Genomic DNA, 15413 nt, shown 5'->3' with positions numbered 1-15413 from the left:
CTCAGCCTGCGTTGGAATGTCCGTTTATACGACATTCCATCAGCGAGGTGAGCGACATGCGTGAGGTCAGCCGGAGGGGTGCGCTCGGACTCGGGCTCGGCGCCGTGGCCGCGATGGGGATCGCGGGTTGCAGCGGCGGGTCCGGCTCCGGGGGCGCCCACATGGGTGCGGGTTCCGGCAAGGCCGGCCCCGCCCCGAGCGGCGGGGCCGCCCACCCGGTCAGGCCCATCGGGGACGGTTCCACCGCGGACACGGGCCCCCAGCCCCACCAGCCCGCGAAGCCCGTCCCCCTCCAGCCCGGGGAGACCCCGCCGCAGTTCGTCGTCTTCAGCTGGGACGGCGCGGGCGAGATCGGCAACGGTCTCTTCCCGCGCTTCCTCAAGCTCGCCAAGGACCACCACGCGGGCATGACCTTCTTCCTCTCCGGGCTCTACCTGCTCCCCGAGTCGAAGCGGGAGCTCTACCGCCCGCCCAACAACCCGGTGGGCGCCTCCGACATCGGGTTCCTGAAGGACGAGAACGTCCGCAACACCCTGAAGTGCGTGCGCGAGGCCTGGCTCGACGGCCACGAGATCGGCACCCACTTCAACGGGCACTTCTGCGGCGGATCCGGCTCGGTGGCCCACTGGAGCGCGCAGGACTGGCACAGCGAGATCGAGCAGGCCGTGTCCTTCGTCACCAACTGGCGCACCAACACCGGCTTCACCGACCTCGAACCGCTGCCCTTCGACTACGCGAAGGAGCTCGTCGGGGCCCGCACGCCGTGCCTGCTCGGCCAGGACCAGCTGCTGCCCACCGCCGAGAAGCTCGGCTGGCGCTACGACGCCAGCTCGCCCGGCGGCCTCCAGCAGTGGCCGGAGAAGAAGGGGAACGTATGGGACCTGCCCCTGCAGTCCATGCCCTTCCCCGGCCACTCCTTCGAGGTGCTCTCGATGGACTACAACATCCTCGCCAACCAGTCGCAGAACACCACCCGGGGCGTTCCCTCCAACTACCCGGGCTGGCGCAGCCAGGCCACGGCCGCCTATCAGGGCGGCTTCCGGCGGGCGTACGAGACGAACCGCGCGCCGCTCTTCATCGGCAACCACTTCGAGGACTGGAACGGCGGCATCTACATGGACGCCGTCGAGGAAGCGCTCAAGTCGATGGCGGACAAAAGTGACGTACGCCTCGTATCGTTCCGCCAGTTCACCGACTGGCTCGACGTCCAGGACCCCAAGGTGCTCGCCAAACTGCGGGGCCTGGCCCCCGGTCAGCCGCCGACCGGCGGCTGGAAGACCTTCCTGACCGCGACCTGACCACGACCTGACCAGCCGCTGACCACCCCCTGACCGGCCCCTGACCAGGGGGTGGTCAGGATCCGGCCTGGTGGCCGGGGGGCGCGCAAGATCCACAATTCGCCCATGCGAAACTTTTCACATGAGCCTTAGCCGCGCCCCCCGACGCCGCCGCTCGACCAGCGGCCGCGCCGCCTTGCTGACCGCGGTGGCCGTCGCAGGCGCCCTCACCCTCACCTCCTGCGGAGATTCGGCCGGTGGCGCCAAGTCCTCCGGCTCCGCGGGCGGCAACTACGTGACGGGCCCGGGCGGCATCTCCACCGTCGCCAAGGGCCAGCGCGACGACGCCCCCAAGCTCGACGGCGAGACCGTCGACGGCAAGACGCTCGACACGACCACCCTCAAGGGGAAGGTCGTCGTCCTGAACGTCTGGGGCTCTTGGTGCCCGCCGTGCCGCGCCGAAGCCCCCTACTTCGCCAAGGTCTCCAAGGAGATGGCCGACGCGGGCAAGGACATCGCCTTCGTCGGGATCAACACCCGCGACAACAGCAAGCAGAACGCGGTCTCCTTCGAGGAGAACTTCGGGATCACCTACCCGAGCCTCTACGACCCCGACGGCAAGCTGATGCTCCGCTTCCCCAAGGGCACGCTCAACGCGCAGTCGATCCCCTCCACGATCGTCCTCGACAAGGAGGGCAAGATCGCCGCCCGCACCCTGGTCGCGGTCAACGAGGAGCAGCTGCGCAAGATGGTCGACCCGCTCCTCGCGGAGAAGTGACCGGCGTGAACGAGACCGTTTTCGGCGGCGCCCTGCTGCTCGCCCTGCCCATCGCCGTGCTCGCCGGGCTCGTCTCCTTCTTCTCCCCGTGCGTGCTGCCGCTCGTCCCCGGCTACCTCTCCTACGTGACTGGCGTCACCGGCGCCGACATGGCCGAGGCCCGGCGCGGGCGGATGCTGGCCGGGGCGAGCCTGTTCGTCCTCGGCTTCACCGCCGTCTTCGTCTCCACCGGCGCGCTCTTCGGGTTCTTCGGCGACGTCCTCCAGGACAACCGGGTCGTGATCTCCCGGGTGCTCGGCGGCGTGGTCATCCTCATGGGGCTCTTCTTCATGGGCCTGATCCCGGGCCTGACGATGCGGGAGTTCCGCTTCCACAAGAAGCCCACCGGGGGCCTGATCGGCGCGCCCGTCCTCGGGGTCCTCTTCGGCATCGGGTGGACGCCCTGCATGGGCCCGACCCTCACCGCCGTGAACACGCTCTCCCTGAACGAGGCGAGCGCCGGCCGCGGCGCGCTGCTGACCACGGCGTACTGTCTGGGCCTCGGCCTGCCCTTCATCCTCGCCGCGATCGCCTTCCGCAAGGCGCTCGGCGCCTTCGGCTGGGTGAAGAAGCACTACGCGTGGGTGATGCGGATCGGGGGCGGCATGCTGGTCCTGACCGGTCTGCTGCTCGTCACAGGTTGGTGGGCCACGATCGTCAACGACATGCAGAGCTGGACACAGGGCTTCACGGTGGGGATCTGAGGACTAAGAGCACATGAGTACGAGCGACAAGGCGCCCACCGCGGCGTCGGACCCCGAACACGACGCGGCCGCCCCGGAAGCCGACACGGAAGCGGCGGCGGCCGCCACCGACGCCGCGGCGTCGGCCCAGTTGTCCACCGCCCCGCTGGAGGATCCCCCGGCCGGCGGCCCCGCCGTCGGCATCGGCGTGCTCGGCTGGGCCCGTTGGTTCTGGCGCCAGCTCACCTCCATGCGGGTGGCGCTGATCCTGCTCTTCCTGCTGTCCCTCGGCTCGATCCCCGGCTCGCTGATCCCGCAGAACCGGGTCGACCCGATGAAGGTCGCGCTCTGGAAGGGCAAGCACGAGTTCTGGGTGCCGGTCGCCGAGAAGCTCCAGCTCTTCGACGTCTACAGCTCGGTGTGGTTCTCCGCGATCTACATCCTGCTGTTCGTGTCGCTGATCGGCTGCATCGTCCCGCGCACCTGGCAGTTCGTCGGCCAGCTCCGCGGCCGCCCGCCGGGCGCCCCGCGGCGCCTGGACCGGCTCCCCGCCTACACCACCTGGCGCACCGAGGTGGGCCCGGACGAGGTCCTCGCGCACGCGAAGGAGGTGCTCGGCGGGCGCCGCTTCCGTACCGCCCCCGACACCGCCGGGCACGCGGTGGCCGCGGAGAAGGGGTACCTGCGCGAGGCCGGGAACCTGGCCTTCCACATCGCCCTGATCGTGATGCTGGTGGCCTTCGCCACCGGCCAGCTCCTCAAGTCCGAGGGCGGCAAGCTCGTCCTGCGCGGCAAGGGCTTCGCCAACACGCTCACCCAGTACGACGACTTCAAGTCCGGCAGCCTCTTCGACTCGGACGACCTGCCGCCCTTCAGCTTCACCCTGGACAAGTTCGACGCGGAGTACGAGAAGAGCGGCCCGCAGAAGGGCACCCCGCGCGAGTTCAAGGCGTACGTCACCTACAGCAAGGGCGCGCACGGCACCCCGACGAAGACCGAGATCGAGGTCAACAAGCCCCTCGACGTCGAGGGCTCCAAGGTCTACCTGCTGGGCCACGGCTACGCGCCGATCCTCTCGGTGACCGACCCCTCCGGCAAGGTGATCTTCAAGGACGCCGTGCCGATGCTGCCGCAGGACGCGAACCTGACCTCCGCCGGAGCCGTCAAGGTCACCGACGGCTACCAGGACAAGAACGGCAAGAAGGAGCAGCTGGGCTTCAACGCCCGCTTCGTGCCGACCTTCGCGGGCAAGGGCGGGGGCACGATGCTCTCGCAGTTCCCCGCCGCGGACTTCCCGGTCCTGGCGCTCAACGCCTGGCACGGCAGCCTGGGCGTGGACTCGGGGCTGCCGCAGAACGTCTACCAGCTCGACACCGCCAAGATGCAGCAGTTCAAGAAGGAGAACGGCGACCCGTTCTCCCAGCTGATGCTCCCCGGCGAGACGATGACGCTCCCCGACGGCGCGGGCACCGTGAAGTTCGAGGGCATCGAGCGCTGGGCCACCTTCCAGATCTCCCAGGAGCCCGGCACCGGCTACGCCCTGGCGGGCGCGGTGGCGGCCATCCTGGGCCTGGCCGCGTCCCTCTTCATCCAGCGCCGCCGGATCTGGGTCCGGGCGGTGACCGGCGAGGACGGCGTGACCGTCGTCGAGATGGCGGGCCTGGGCCGCAGCGAGTCCGCCAAGCTCCCCGAGGAACTCGCCGACCTGGCCGCCCGGCTGAACGAGCGGGCGCCGACCGCACCCGCGCCCGAGGCCGTCCCCGGCAACACCCCTGTCGAAGCAACCGTTGAAGGAGGACGCGGATGACCCTGCTCGCAGCCGCCGCGACCAACACGAGCCTGGCCCACGCCAGCAACGTGCTGATCTATTCGTCGATGGCGGTCTACATGCTCGCCTTCTTCGCCCACATCGCCGAATGGACCTTCGGCAGCCGCAGCAAGGTGGCCCGCACGGCCAACGCGCTGACGGCGGGCGCGGGCGCCGCGAAGGCCCCCGCCGTCCAGGTCCGCACGAAGGCGGGGGGCACCGCGGTCCTCGACAAGCCGCAGGTCGTCACCCGCTCCGCCACCGGCACGCGCGACGTGCCGGACGGCCCCGGCGCGGCCGGCGGCACGGTCAAGGGCGACCTGTACGGCCGGATCGCGATCTCGCTGACCGCCCTCGGCTTCCTGCTCGCGGCCGGCGGCGTGGTCAGCCGCGCCCTGTCGGTGCAGCGGGCGCCCTGGGGCAACATGTACGAGTTCTCGATCACCTTCTCCACGGTGGCCGCGGGCGCGTACCTGCTGCTGCTGGCCCTGGGCAAGAACGTCCGCTGGATCGGCCTGATCCTGGTCACCACGGTCCTGCTGGACCTGGGCGTGGCCACGACCTGGCTCTACACCGACAGCGCGGCGCTGGTCCCGGCCCTGCACTCGTACTGGCTGTGGATCCACGTCTCCACCGCGATCATCTGCGGCGCGGTCTTCTACATCGGTGCGGCCGGCACGGTCCTCTACCTGTTCCGCGACGCGTACGAGAACCACCTCGCCCAGGGGCGCAAGCCCGGCACCTTCCGCACCTCGATCATGGAGCGGCTGCCCTCGGCGTCCTCGCTCGACAAGTTCTCGTACCGGATCAACGCGGCGGTCTTCCCGCTGTGGACCTTCACGATCATCGCGGGCGCGATCTGGGCGAACGACGCCTGGGGCCGGTACTGGGGCTGGGACCCCAAGGAGGTCTGGTCCTTCATCACCTGGGTCGCCTACGCCTGCTACCTGCACGCGCGCGCCACGGCCGGCTGGAAGGGCCGCAAGGCCGCCTACCTGGCGCTCTTCGCCTTCGCGTGCTGGATCTGGAACTACTACGGCGTGAACATCCTGCTCAACGGCAAGCACTCCTACGGCGGGGTGTAGTCGAGCGGCACGGCGAACGGCGAAGGGCCCGACCCCCCTCGGGGGGTCGGGCCCTTCGCCGTTCGCCGTGTTTCACCGCGTCGACTAGCCCTTGTCGGGGTCGTTGCGGTCCTTCCCGTCCTGCTTGCCCTGGCCGTCCTGCTTGCCCGGGCCGTCCTGTCGCTCCTGCTCCTCGCGCAGCGATTTCAGGAACTCCGGGTTGTCGTCCGGCGCGACCCACTGGGTCCGGCGCGCCCGGCCGCCGCCGAAGCCGCCGCCGACCGCGGAGCGCTTCTTCCCGGCGAACAGCCACACGACGGGGCCGACGATCGAGAAGAGCAGGATGATGATCACCCAGACCACCTTCGGGAGGTGCTTGACCTCCTCCTCGGGCGTGTTCAGGCAGTCGATGAAGGCGTAGATGGTCAGCGCGATGATCAGCAGGAACGGCAGATAGCGCAACACGGTGAGAGCCAGACCCCCAAGACGGTGGCGGGGCCGCGTCGGGCCCCGGTGACTCCCCCAGGGTAGTCCGTGGCCGATACTGGGTCGCATGGCTTACGACGATCTCCGCTCGCTGCTCCGGGCTCTGGAGCGGGAGGGCGACCTCAAGCGCATCAAGGCCGAAGTGGACCCGTACCTGGAGGTCGGGGAGATCGTCGACAGAGTGAACAAGGCGGGCGGGCCCGCGCTGCTCTTCGAGAACGTCAAGGGTTCGGCGATGCCGCTGGCCATGAACGTCTTCGGCACCGACCGCCGGCTGCTCAAGGCCCTCGGCCTGAAGTCCTACGCCGAGATCAGCGAGAAGATCGGCGGCCTGCTCAAGCCCGAGCTGCCGCAGGGCTTCATCGGGGTCCGCGAGGCCTTCGGCAAGCTCGGCTCGATGGTGCACGTACCGCCGAAGAAGGTGAAGGGCGAGTCCGCGCCCGTCCAGGAGGTCGTCCTGACCGGGGACGACGTGGACCTGGACCGGCTGCCGGCCCTCTTCACCTGGCCCAAGGACGGCGGCTCCTTCTTCAACCTGGGGCTGACCCACACCAAGCACCCCGAGACGGGCGTGCGCAACCTCGGGCTCTACCGCCTCCAGCGCCACGACAAGCGCACCATCGGCATGCACTGGCAGATCCACAAGGACAGCCGCAACCACTACGCCGTCGCGGCCAAGCGGGGCGAGCGGCTCCCGGTCGCGATCGCCTTCGGCTGCCCCCCGGCCGTGACGTACGCGTCCACCGCGCCGCTGCCGGGCGACATCGACGAGTACCTCTTCGCCGGGTTCGTCGCGGGCAAGCGGATCGAGATGGTGGACTGCAAGACCGTCCCGCTCCAGGTCCCGGCCCACGCCGAGGTCGTCATCGAGGGCTGGCTGGAGCCGGGGGAGACGCTCCCCGAGGGCCCCTTCGGCGACCACACCGGTTTCTACACCCCGCAGGAGCCCTTCCCGGCCCTGACGATCGACTGCGTGACGATGCGCAAGCGTCCGCTGATCCAGTCGATCGTCGTCGGCCGCCCGCCGACCGAGGACGGGCCGCTGGGCCGCGCGACGGAGCGGTTCTTCCTGCCGCTGCTCAAGATCATCGTGCCGGACATCGTGGACTACCACCTGCCGGAGTCGGGCGGTTTCCACAACTGCGCGATCGTCTCGATCGACAAGAAGTACCCGAAGCACGCGCAGAAGGTCATGCACGCCATCTGGGGCGCGCACATGATGTCGCTGACCAAGCTGATCATCGTGGTGGACGCCGACTGCGACGTGCACGACCTGCACGAGGTCTCCTGGCGGGCGCTGGGCAACACGGACTACGCCCGCGACCTGACCGTCGTCGAAGGCCCGGTGGACCACCTGGACCACGCCTCCTACCAGCAGTTCTGGGGCGGCAAGGCGGGCATCGACGCCACGAAGAAACTGCCCGAAGAGGGCTACACCCGCGACGGCGGCTGGCCGGACATGGTCGAGTCCGACCCCGCGACCGCGGCCCTGGTCGACCGTCGTTGGAAGGAATACGGACTGTGAGCCCCATCGGAGTGAGCGGCCCGGAGCTGTTCATCGGCACCGACGCCGCCTACGTGGCCCTCGTCCGGCCGCAGATCGACCCGACGCTGGCGGAGGTCAAGCTCGCGGCCGAGGAGGCCGGGGTGACGCCCGAGGAGTTCGCGGGCCCCGGCAACATCTGGGCGCTGATGCTCGACGTGGACGGCGAGGGCGACGGCTTCGAGCTGCCCGGCGCGCGGGACGTGGAGGCGGACGACTTCGCGGAGCAGCTCCAGCGGTCCCTGGGGGCCGCCGAGCCCTTCACCGCGGAGGCGGGCGGCTTCCTGTCCCTCGACGCGCGCCCGGCCGACGCCGACGGCTGGCGGCTGACCGTCCGGGTCACCCCGCCCGAAGGCCACGACCAGGGTCCCCGGACCCTGGAACTCGGCCCGCTCCCCACCGCGGAGCTCCTGGCCGACCTCGAAGACTTCCGGAGAAGCCTCGCATGATGACGACCGCCGACGGAGTGGTCGGCCCCGGCCCCGCGCCGCAGCCCACCGGCAAGGTGAAGGCGTTCCTGCGGCTGGTGATGATCGAGCACTCGGTCTTCGCACTGCCCTTCGCCTACATCGCCGCCCTCACCGCGATGTTCCAGCTGGACCGCGAGGTCCACTGGATCAAGCTGCTGCTGGTCACCGTCGCCATGGTGGGCCTGCGCACCTTCGCGATGGCCGCCAACCGGATCATCGACCGCGAGATCGACGCCCGTAACCCGCGCACCGCGGGCCGCGAGCTGGTGACCGGCGCGGTCTCGGTGCGCTCGGCCTGGACCGGCGCCGGCGTCGCGCTCGCGGTGTTCCTCGGGGCGGCGGCGCTGCTGAACCCGCTGTGCCTGGCGCTCGCGCCCATCGCGGTGATCCCGATGGTGGTGTACCCGTACGGCAAGCGCTTCACGAACTTCCCGCACGCGATCCTGGGCCTGGCGCAGGCGATGGGTCCGGTCGGGGCCTGGCTGGCGATCACCGGCGAGTGGTCCTGGGACGCGGTCGTCCTCGGGCTCGCGGTCGGCGTGTGGATCGGCGGCTTCGACCTGATCTTCGGCTGCCAGGACGTGATGGCCGACCGTGCGGAGGGCGTCAAGTCCGTCCCCGCCCGCTTCGGTGTTCCGGCGGCGCTTTGGGGCGCGCGAGTCTGTCATGTCGTGACCACCGGACTGCTGGTCTGGTACGCGCTCGCGACCGGTGCCGGGGTCTTCTTCTGGGCCGGGATGATCGTCGTGGTGGCCGCCTTCGGCTACGAGCACTCGATCGTGACGCCCAAGGACCTGTCCCGGCTGAACCGGGCCTTCTTCACCGTCAACGGCTTCATCGGCATCGCGCTCTTCGTCTGCGCGCTGGGGGACCTGATGGTGCGGGGGCTGACGCTGTAAGTCCCGGATAGGCTCGGACGCATGAGTGAGGGCAAGCGCACCCCCTGGGTGGTCGGGGTTTCAGGGGCGTCCGGGACGCCGTACGCGGCGTCCGTGCTGCGGGGGCTGCTCGCGGCGGGGGAGAGCGTGGACCTGGTGGTCAGCCGGTCCGCGCGGCTCACGCTGCTCGACGAGACGGGGATCGCCTTCCGGGACGCGCACTGGCGCGCGGACCTGGAGCAGTGGCTGGAGCGGGGGGCCGACGGGAAACCGGGCACCTTCGCGGGCTTCGACCTGGACGCGGTGCGCTACTGGAACGCCGGGGACCTGGCGGCCGGGCCGTCGTCCGGCTCGTACCCGGTCAAGGGGATGCTGATCGTGCCCGCGTCCACGGCGTGCGTGGCGGGGGTGTCACTGGGGCTTTCGAAGGACCTGCTCCAGCGGGTGGCGAGCGTCACGCTCAAGGAGCGGCGCCGGCTGGTGGTCGTGGTGCGCGAGACGCCGCTGAGCGGTCAGACGCTCAAGGCGCTGGTGACGCTGGATGAGGCGGGCGCAGTGGTGCTGCCCGCCTCTCCGGCGTTCTACGCGGGTGCGACGCACATCCAGGATCTGGCTGACTTCGTCGCGGGGCGGGTACTGGACGCGGCAGAGGTGCCGCACCGGCTGTACCGCCGTTGGGACGGGGAGCTGGGCGCGGCCCGTGCTCCCGGTGCTGGTGAGGACTAGCCCGGGTGAACCGGTACTAGCGCTTCTTGGCGCCGAACGACTTGCGGGTCTTGTCGACACGCACGGCGGCGGCGGGCTGGTGGGCACGGGATCGGTTGGCCAGCTCCTGGAGCTGTCGCATGTGTGCGTAGGCCATCTCGATCGTGTACACGGTGAACCACTCCTGAAGATTGTCAGATCATCGTTGATCTGTTGAAAGATTCACAGGACGTCGACCCTGTGTGCCTTAGATTCTATACGTAAACTTGCGGGATCGCCGAATAATGGAAGGCTCCAGGTATATGGACACCGTGGACAGGCAGCTCATCCAGGCCCTCCGGGAGAACGGCCGTGCCTCCTACGCGGAGCTGGGCCGGCTCGTGGGCCTCTCCGGCCCCAGCGTCACCGACCGGATCAACCGGCTGGAGACGGCCGGTGTGATCACCGGCTACCGCGCGACCGTGGACGCGGCCTCGCTCGGCCTCGGGGTCACCGCGCTGATCGGCATCTCCCTCTCCGACGCGGCGGACCACGAGGACGTGGCCCGACGACTGCGCGACCTCGCGGAGATCGAGGACTGCTGGTTCATCGCGGGCGACGACTCCTTCATGCTCAAGGTGCGCGCGAGCGACGTGGACGGCCTGGAGAAGATCATCCGGCGGCTGTCCGGCACCAAGGGCGTCTCCCGGACCCGCACCACCATCGTGCTCTCCACCAAGTGGGAGAACCGGGTCGGGGATCTGCCGGAAGAGCACTGAGAGTACGGTGGGGCGGGGTTCCGCAGGGACAGGTACGGACGTCCGCAGGACAGACACAGCAGGACAGACATAGGAGGCGACCGGCACATGGACGCTGGGCTCAAGCGCGAGCTGGAGGAGAAGGTCCGCTCCGGCGAGCGGCTGACGCGTGAGGACGGCATCGCCCTCTACGAGTCGGACGATCTGGCCTGGCTCGGTGGCCTCGCCCACGAGGTGCGCACCCGCAAGAACGGTGACGTGGTCCACTTCAACGTCAACCGCCACCTGAACATGACCAACGTGTGCACCGCCTCCTGCGCGTACTGCTCGTTCCAGCGCAAGCCGGGCGAGAAGGACGCGTACACGATGCGCATCGAGGAAGCCGTTCGCCTGGCCAAGACCATGGAGAACGAGAACCTCACCGAGCTGCACATCGTCAACGGCCTGCACCCCAACCTGCCGTGGCGCTACTACCCGCGCTCGCTGAGCGAGCTGAAGAAGGCGCTGCCGAACGTCTCGCTGAAGGCGTTCACGGCGACGGAGATCCACCACTTCGAGACGATCTCCGGTCTCTCGGCGTCCGAGATCCTGGACGAGCTGATCGAGGCCGGCCTGGAGTCGCTCACCGGCGGCGGCGCGGAGATCTTCGACTGGGAGGTCCGCCAGCACATCGTCGACCACCGCACCCACTGGGAGGACTGGTCGCGCATCCACCGCCTCGCGCACGAGAAGGGTCTCAAGACCCCGTGCACGATGCTGTACGGGCACATCGAGGAGCCGCGCCACCGCGTGGACCACGTGCTCCGGCTGCGCGAGCTGCAGGACGAGACGGGTGGCTTCCAGGTCTTCATCCCGCTGCGCTACCAGCACGACTTCGTGGACATGAAGGACGGCAAGGTCCGCAACAAGCTCCAGGCGCGGACCACGATGGCCACCGGCGCCGAGGCGCTGAAGACCTTCGCGGTCTCGCGACTGCTCTTCGACAACGTCCCGCACGTGAAGGTCTTCTGGGTGATGCACGGCGTGCAGACCGCCCAGCTGGCACTCCAGCACGGTGCGGACGACATGGACGGCTCGGTCGTCGAGTACAAGATCACGCACGACGCGGACAACTACGGCACGCCGAACAAGCTGGGTCGTGACGACCTGCTGGAGCTGATCCGGGACGCGGGCTTCCGTCCGGTCGAGCGCAACACGCGCTACGAGATCATCCGGGAGTACCCGGGTCCGGACGCGGGTCTGCGCGACGAGCCGCAGGCGATGCGCCTCTGACGCCGCGCTGTTGACGTTGTGACGAGGAGGCCCCGACCCCCTGGGACGTGCCCGGGGGGTCGGGGCTTCTTCGTTGCCGAATGTCGACGGTAATGGCTACTCTGCACATATGACCATTACGGCCCCCCTTCCGCTTCCGCTCACCTTCAGCGTCGACCCGGTCGTCGACCCGGCCCTCCACGCGCAGGTCCTCGACCTCTGGGTCGAGGTCAGCAACGCCGGTGGCGCCGTCGGCTTCGTGCCGCCCGTCCGTCACGAGGTCGTCCGCCCCGAGCTGCTCAAGCACCTCGTCGCGATGGCCGAGGGGCGGACCCGGCTGGTCGTCGGGCGCGACGGGGACGGTCGGGTCGTGGCGACCGCCTTCCTCGCCAGCAATGCGCACGGGCTCATGAAGCACTGGCTCTGGGCGTACACGGTGATGGTCGCGCCCGGCCTCCAGGGGCGGGGTGTCGGGCGCGGGCTGATGGCGGCCGTCGCCGACGCGGCCCGCGCCATCGAGGGCATCGACGCGATCCGGCTCGGCTGCCGAGGCGGCCTCGGCCTGGAGCGTTTCTACGCCTCCTGCGGATACCACGAGGTGGGGCGCGTGCCCGGTGCGATCCGGGTGGCCCCGGGCGACGACCGCGACGACGTCACCATGCTGCTGCGACTGCGCTGAGTCGGGGACGGGCGCCGGGCGACGCCGGTCGGGTGGGGCCCCGGCGGGCGGCACGGGGGGTCCGGCATGCTTCACTGGTCGGGCACTTCCGGGCGTATCCGACGCTCACAGTCGACGAAGACAGAGAGAAGGGGTCACCGTGTCCCTCAAGCCGAGCGCAACGATCCGCTACACCACGATGCGGCTGGCCATCTTCGTGGGCTGCTTCGTCCTGGTCCTGGGCCTGGTCAAGGCCGGTCTCGTGCCGTCCTCCCTCGGCGACGCCAACCTCGCCTGGGTCGTGCTGCTCGCGCTGGTGCTCTCCGCCCCGCTCTCCTTCGTGCTGCTGCGCAAGCAGCGCGACGTGATGTCCGAGCAGATCTCCGGACGCATCGCGGGTGCGAAGGGTCGGCTCGCCGACAACCAGACGCAGGAGGACGCGGCGGACGACGCCGCCCGCGCGCACTGACCTCGACGTATTGCCGAAGCGCCCCTGCGGCGGGATCCCTCCCGCCGCAGGGGCGCTTCGGCGTTTCCGGGGTCCCTCCCGGGGTCCTTTCGGGGTCCTTTCGGGGTCCTTCCGGGATCGGCCGAGATCGGTGCTCAAAGCAGTTCTTTGAGATTCTCAAAGGAAAAGTGTTAGCGTGTTCAACATGTTGACGTCAGCTGCGCCCTTCGAAGCCATGAGCACCCTGCTCGTGGCGCGCCTGCACGTCGACCTCTGCCGCCGCGCGTCCGCGGCCTGTTGCTGCTGTCGCTGATCCAGCCCACGCAACGCACGCAGCAGCGGTCCCGGCCGGCCACCTCCGGCTGCCGTACCGCATCACCACCACCTTCCGGAGAGTGTTCGTGTCCGCGACCCCCGAGGCCCCCGCCAAGGCCTCTTTCAAGTTCCCCTTCTGGGCCCAGATCGTCACCGGTCTCGTGCTCGGCGTGCTGTTCGGCTGGCTCTCGCGCAGCCAGGACATCAGCTGGCTGGCCACCACCCTGGAGAAGGTCGGCGACATATTCGTCCAGCTCCTGAAGCTGGCCGTCGCCCCGCTCGTCTTCTTCGCGATCCTGGTGTCCGTCACCAACCTGCGGAAGGTGAACAACGCCGCCCGCCTCGCCTCGCGCACGCTGCTCTGGTTCATGATCACGTCGCTGATCGCGGTCGGCATCGGCCTCGCGATCGGCCTGCTGACCAACCCGGGCTCGGGCACCGGCCTCACCGCCGCCGACGGCAAGGAGCCCAAGCGGCACGGCTCCTGGATCGACTTCCTGACCGGCATCGTGCCGAACGACATCGTCACGCCGTTCACCGAGCTGAACGTCCTCCAGATCGTCTTCCTGGCCGCCGTCGCCGGCATCGCCGCCCTCCAGCTCGGCGCGAAGGCACAGCCCGTGCTGACGCTCGCCGAGTCCGTCCTGGAGCTGCTCCAGAAGGCCCTGTGGTGGGTCATCCGGCTCGCCCCGATCGGTACGGTCGGCCTCATCGGCACCGCCATCGCCAGCTACGGCTGGGACCTGATCGGCAAGTACGCCGTCTTCACCGCCGACGTCTACATCGGTTGCGCGCTCGTGCTGTTCGGCGTCTACCCGCTGCTGCTGGCGACCGTCGCCAAGGTCAACCCGATCCAGTTCTTCAAGGGCGCCTGGCCCGCGATCCAGCTGGCCTTCGTCTCGCGCTCCTCGGTCGGCACCATGCCGGTCACCCAGAAGGTCACCGAGCGCCTCGGCGTCCCGAAGAACTACGCGAGCTTCGCCGTTCCCTTCGGTGCCACCACGAAGATGGACGGCTGCGCCGCCATCTACCCGGCGCTCGCCGCGATCTTCATCGCGCAGATCTTCGACGTGCAGCTGGGCATCGGTGACTACCTGCTCATCGCCTTCGTCTCCGTGGTCGGCTCCGCCGCCACCGCCGGTCTGACCGGCGCGACCGTGATGCTGACGCTGACCCTGTCCACGCTGGGCCTGCCGCTGGCCGGTGTCGGTCTCCTGATGGCGATCGACCCGATCCTCGACATGATGCGGACCGCCACCAACGTGGCCGGTCAGGCCCTGGTCCCGGTCATCGTCGCCGCCCGCGAGGGCATCCTGGACCGCACGGCCTACGCCACCGCCTCGTCCTCCCCGCTGGACGAGCTCCCGGCCGAGCCCGAGTCGGTCGAGTCCGCCGAGTCCGCCGCCGAGGAGAAGGTCCCGGTCGCCGTCTGACCGTACGGGCCCAGGCCGGCACACCGGCACGCACACTCATCGCAGCCTCCGCCCCCGTCCGGGCGGGGGCTGCGGTGCGTCCGGGGTCGGGTGGTCCGGGGCCGGGTGGTAGGTGCCCGGAGGGCCGGATCCCCGGTGTCTGCGACCCGGTTCGGCCCGACGTATAAGACCAAAGAACCTAGAGAAACCAACCCAACCAAACCCCTCCGGCTCCCCGCGGCTGCCCCCGGGGGGCGCGGTGGCGCGGTGGTCACGAGGTGGGGGGCGTCCAGTCGGCGGGGAGGCCGGACTGGGCGAGGACGGCATTCAGGCTGTAGAAGTCCTGGTCGTGGGCGATCCGCGGCCCGTCGAGGTCGAGCAGGGTCGCCAGTGGCACGGCGAAGGGCTTGGGCGCGCCCTTGAGGTGCCCGGAGTAGACGGCCTCGATGGTGATGTGGTCGCCGTCCCGGTGCGCGGCGCGCACGGTGACCCGGACGTTCTCGATGAGGGCGTCGGTGCGGGCCTTCCAGCCGGATATCTCCTGACGGCCCGTGAACGTGACGCCTATCGCCTGGTCGGTGTAGGTCCCGCCGGAGGTGAACAGCGCGCCGAGCGCGTCGGGCTTCGTGCCGTTCCAGGCGGTCTGCCATGCGGCGACGACCTTCGGCAGGTGCCGATCGCCGGGCGACGAGGCGTAGGAGGCGGTGCCGAGCGCGACCGTGGCGATCGCGGCGCAGGCGAAGGCGGTCAGGGTGTGGGCGAGGCGGGTGTGGGCGGTGCGGGTGTGGGTGGTGCGGGGCTTCATGGCGTTCGTCCTCCGTCGTTGAGGTCTGTGGTTCTTTTGGGGGCGGGGGGTGAGGGG

At 69.7% G+C, this 15413-nt stretch carries 18 protein-coding genes; 15 read left to right on the top strand and 3 right to left on the bottom strand.

Going from position 1 to position 15413, the window contains the following annotated elements:
* Positions 1-56: 56 nt before the first annotated feature.
* The 5 genes from ACIQWR_RS14350 to ccsB all read left to right on the top strand — a co-directional run bounded on the left by ACIQWR_RS14350 (position 57) and on the right by ccsB (position 5669).
* Positions 57-1298, top strand: coding sequence for a hypothetical protein (locus ACIQWR_RS14350; protein ID WP_404008509.1), 1242 nt, complete (start codon positions 57-59; stop codon positions 1296-1298).
* Positions 1299-1419: 121 nt separating this feature from the next.
* Positions 1420-2055, top strand: coding sequence for a TlpA family protein disulfide reductase (locus ACIQWR_RS14345; RefSeq protein ID WP_404008380.1), 636 nt, complete (start codon positions 1420-1422; stop codon positions 2053-2055).
* Positions 2052-2798, top strand: a complete 747-nt coding sequence (locus tag ACIQWR_RS14340) for a cytochrome c biogenesis CcdA family protein (protein WP_404008377.1) — start codon at positions 2052-2054, stop codon at positions 2796-2798. The genes ACIQWR_RS14345 and ACIQWR_RS14340 overlap by 4 nt, the downstream gene beginning before the upstream one ends.
* A 13-nt stretch (positions 2799-2811) precedes the next feature.
* Positions 2812-4584 (top strand): cytochrome c biogenesis protein ResB, encoded by a 1773-nt coding sequence (locus ACIQWR_RS14335; protein WP_404008374.1) that lies wholly within the window; start codon positions 2812-2814, stop codon positions 4582-4584.
* Positions 4585-4586: 2 nt separating this feature from the next.
* The gene (gene ccsB / locus ACIQWR_RS14330; protein WP_404008506.1) at positions 4587-5669 is read left to right on the top strand and encodes a c-type cytochrome biogenesis protein CcsB; all 1083 of its coding nucleotides are present in this window, start codon (positions 4587-4589) and stop codon (positions 5667-5669) included.
* An 84-nt stretch (positions 5670-5753) separates the two neighbouring features.
* Here the strand turns inward: ccsB and ACIQWR_RS14325 are convergent, their stop codons facing one another.
* The gene (locus tag ACIQWR_RS14325; protein ID WP_404008372.1) at positions 5754-6113 is read right to left on the bottom strand and encodes a PLD nuclease N-terminal domain-containing protein; all 360 of its coding nucleotides are present in this window, start codon (positions 6111-6113) and stop codon (positions 5754-5756) included.
* An 88-nt stretch (positions 6114-6201) separates the two neighbouring features.
* Here ACIQWR_RS14325 and ACIQWR_RS14320 point away from each other — a divergent pair, with 88 nt between their 5' ends.
* From ACIQWR_RS14320 to ACIQWR_RS14305, 4 genes are read left to right on the top strand one after another with little or no spacing between them, the layout of a single operon-like run.
* Positions 6202-7659 carry a menaquinone biosynthesis decarboxylase gene (locus ACIQWR_RS14320; RefSeq protein ID WP_404008369.1) on the top strand — a complete coding sequence of 486 codons (1458 nt, stop codon included), beginning with the start codon at positions 6202-6204 and terminating at the stop codon, positions 7657-7659.
* Positions 7656-8126 (top strand): hypothetical protein, encoded by a 471-nt coding sequence (locus ACIQWR_RS14315; RefSeq protein WP_404008366.1) that lies wholly within the window; start codon positions 7656-7658, stop codon positions 8124-8126. The genes ACIQWR_RS14320 and ACIQWR_RS14315 overlap by 4 nt, the downstream gene beginning before the upstream one ends.
* Positions 8123-9046: a menaquinone biosynthesis prenyltransferase MqnP gene (gene mqnP / locus ACIQWR_RS14310; protein WP_399264061.1), complete on the top strand. Its 924-nt coding sequence runs from the start codon at positions 8123-8125 to the stop codon at positions 9044-9046. Before ACIQWR_RS14315 ends, mqnP begins: the two co-directional genes overlap by 4 nt.
* A 21-nt stretch (positions 9047-9067) precedes the next feature.
* Entirely contained in the window at positions 9068-9751 is a 684-nt protein-coding gene (locus tag ACIQWR_RS14305) for a UbiX family flavin prenyltransferase (protein ID WP_399264063.1), read from the top strand.
* 16 nt (positions 9752-9767) lie between these two features.
* Here the strand turns inward: ACIQWR_RS14305 and ACIQWR_RS14300 are convergent, their stop codons facing one another.
* Positions 9768-9902, bottom strand: coding sequence for a hypothetical protein (locus ACIQWR_RS14300; RefSeq protein WP_399264441.1), 135 nt, complete (start codon positions 9900-9902; stop codon positions 9768-9770).
* A 130-nt stretch (positions 9903-10032) separates the two neighbouring features.
* On the opposite strand from ACIQWR_RS14300, the gene ACIQWR_RS14295 reads away from it, so the two are divergent.
* The 6 genes from ACIQWR_RS14295 to ACIQWR_RS14270 all read left to right on the top strand — a co-directional run bounded on the left by ACIQWR_RS14295 (position 10033) and on the right by ACIQWR_RS14270 (position 14572).
* Positions 10033-10488, top strand: coding sequence for an Lrp/AsnC family transcriptional regulator (locus ACIQWR_RS14295; RefSeq protein WP_354380387.1), 456 nt, complete (start codon positions 10033-10035; stop codon positions 10486-10488).
* 87 nt (positions 10489-10575) lie between these two features.
* Positions 10576-11739: an aminofutalosine synthase MqnE gene (gene mqnE, locus ACIQWR_RS14290; protein ID WP_404008362.1), complete on the top strand. Its 1164-nt coding sequence runs from the start codon at positions 10576-10578 to the stop codon at positions 11737-11739.
* A 109-nt stretch (positions 11740-11848) separates the two neighbouring features.
* Complete coding sequence (locus ACIQWR_RS14285) at positions 11849-12397, top strand: GNAT family N-acetyltransferase (RefSeq protein WP_404008359.1); 549 nt, start codon at positions 11849-11851, stop codon at positions 12395-12397.
* A 139-nt stretch (positions 12398-12536) separates the two neighbouring features.
* Positions 12537-12845 carry a DUF4229 domain-containing protein gene (locus ACIQWR_RS14280; protein WP_399264069.1) on the top strand — a complete coding sequence of 103 codons (309 nt, stop codon included), beginning with the start codon at positions 12537-12539 and terminating at the stop codon, positions 12843-12845.
* Between the two features lie 214 nt (positions 12846-13059).
* Positions 13060-13137 carry a putative leader peptide gene (locus tag ACIQWR_RS14275; RefSeq protein WP_330335068.1) on the top strand — a complete coding sequence of 26 codons (78 nt, stop codon included), beginning with the start codon at positions 13060-13062 and terminating at the stop codon, positions 13135-13137.
* A gap of 88 nt (positions 13138-13225) precedes the next feature.
* On the top strand, positions 13226-14572 hold the full coding sequence (locus ACIQWR_RS14270) for a dicarboxylate/amino acid:cation symporter (RefSeq protein ID WP_404008355.1): 1347 nt from the start codon (positions 13226-13228) through the stop codon (positions 14570-14572).
* Positions 14573-14822: 250 nt separating this feature from the next.
* Here the strand turns inward: ACIQWR_RS14270 and ACIQWR_RS14265 are convergent, their stop codons facing one another.
* Complete coding sequence (locus tag ACIQWR_RS14265; protein ID WP_404008353.1) at positions 14823-15356, bottom strand: nuclear transport factor 2 family protein; 534 nt, start codon at positions 15354-15356, stop codon at positions 14823-14825.
* Positions 15357-15413: the final 57 nt, after the last annotated feature.

Origin of the sequence: Streptomyces sp. NPDC098789 (assembly GCF_044759975.1) — a bacterium.
Taxonomy (GTDB): Bacteria; Actinomycetota; Actinomycetes; order Streptomycetales; family Streptomycetaceae; genus Streptomyces.
Note: the sequence above shows the minus strand (reverse complement) of the source record. Positions and strands in the feature narration are given on the sequence as shown.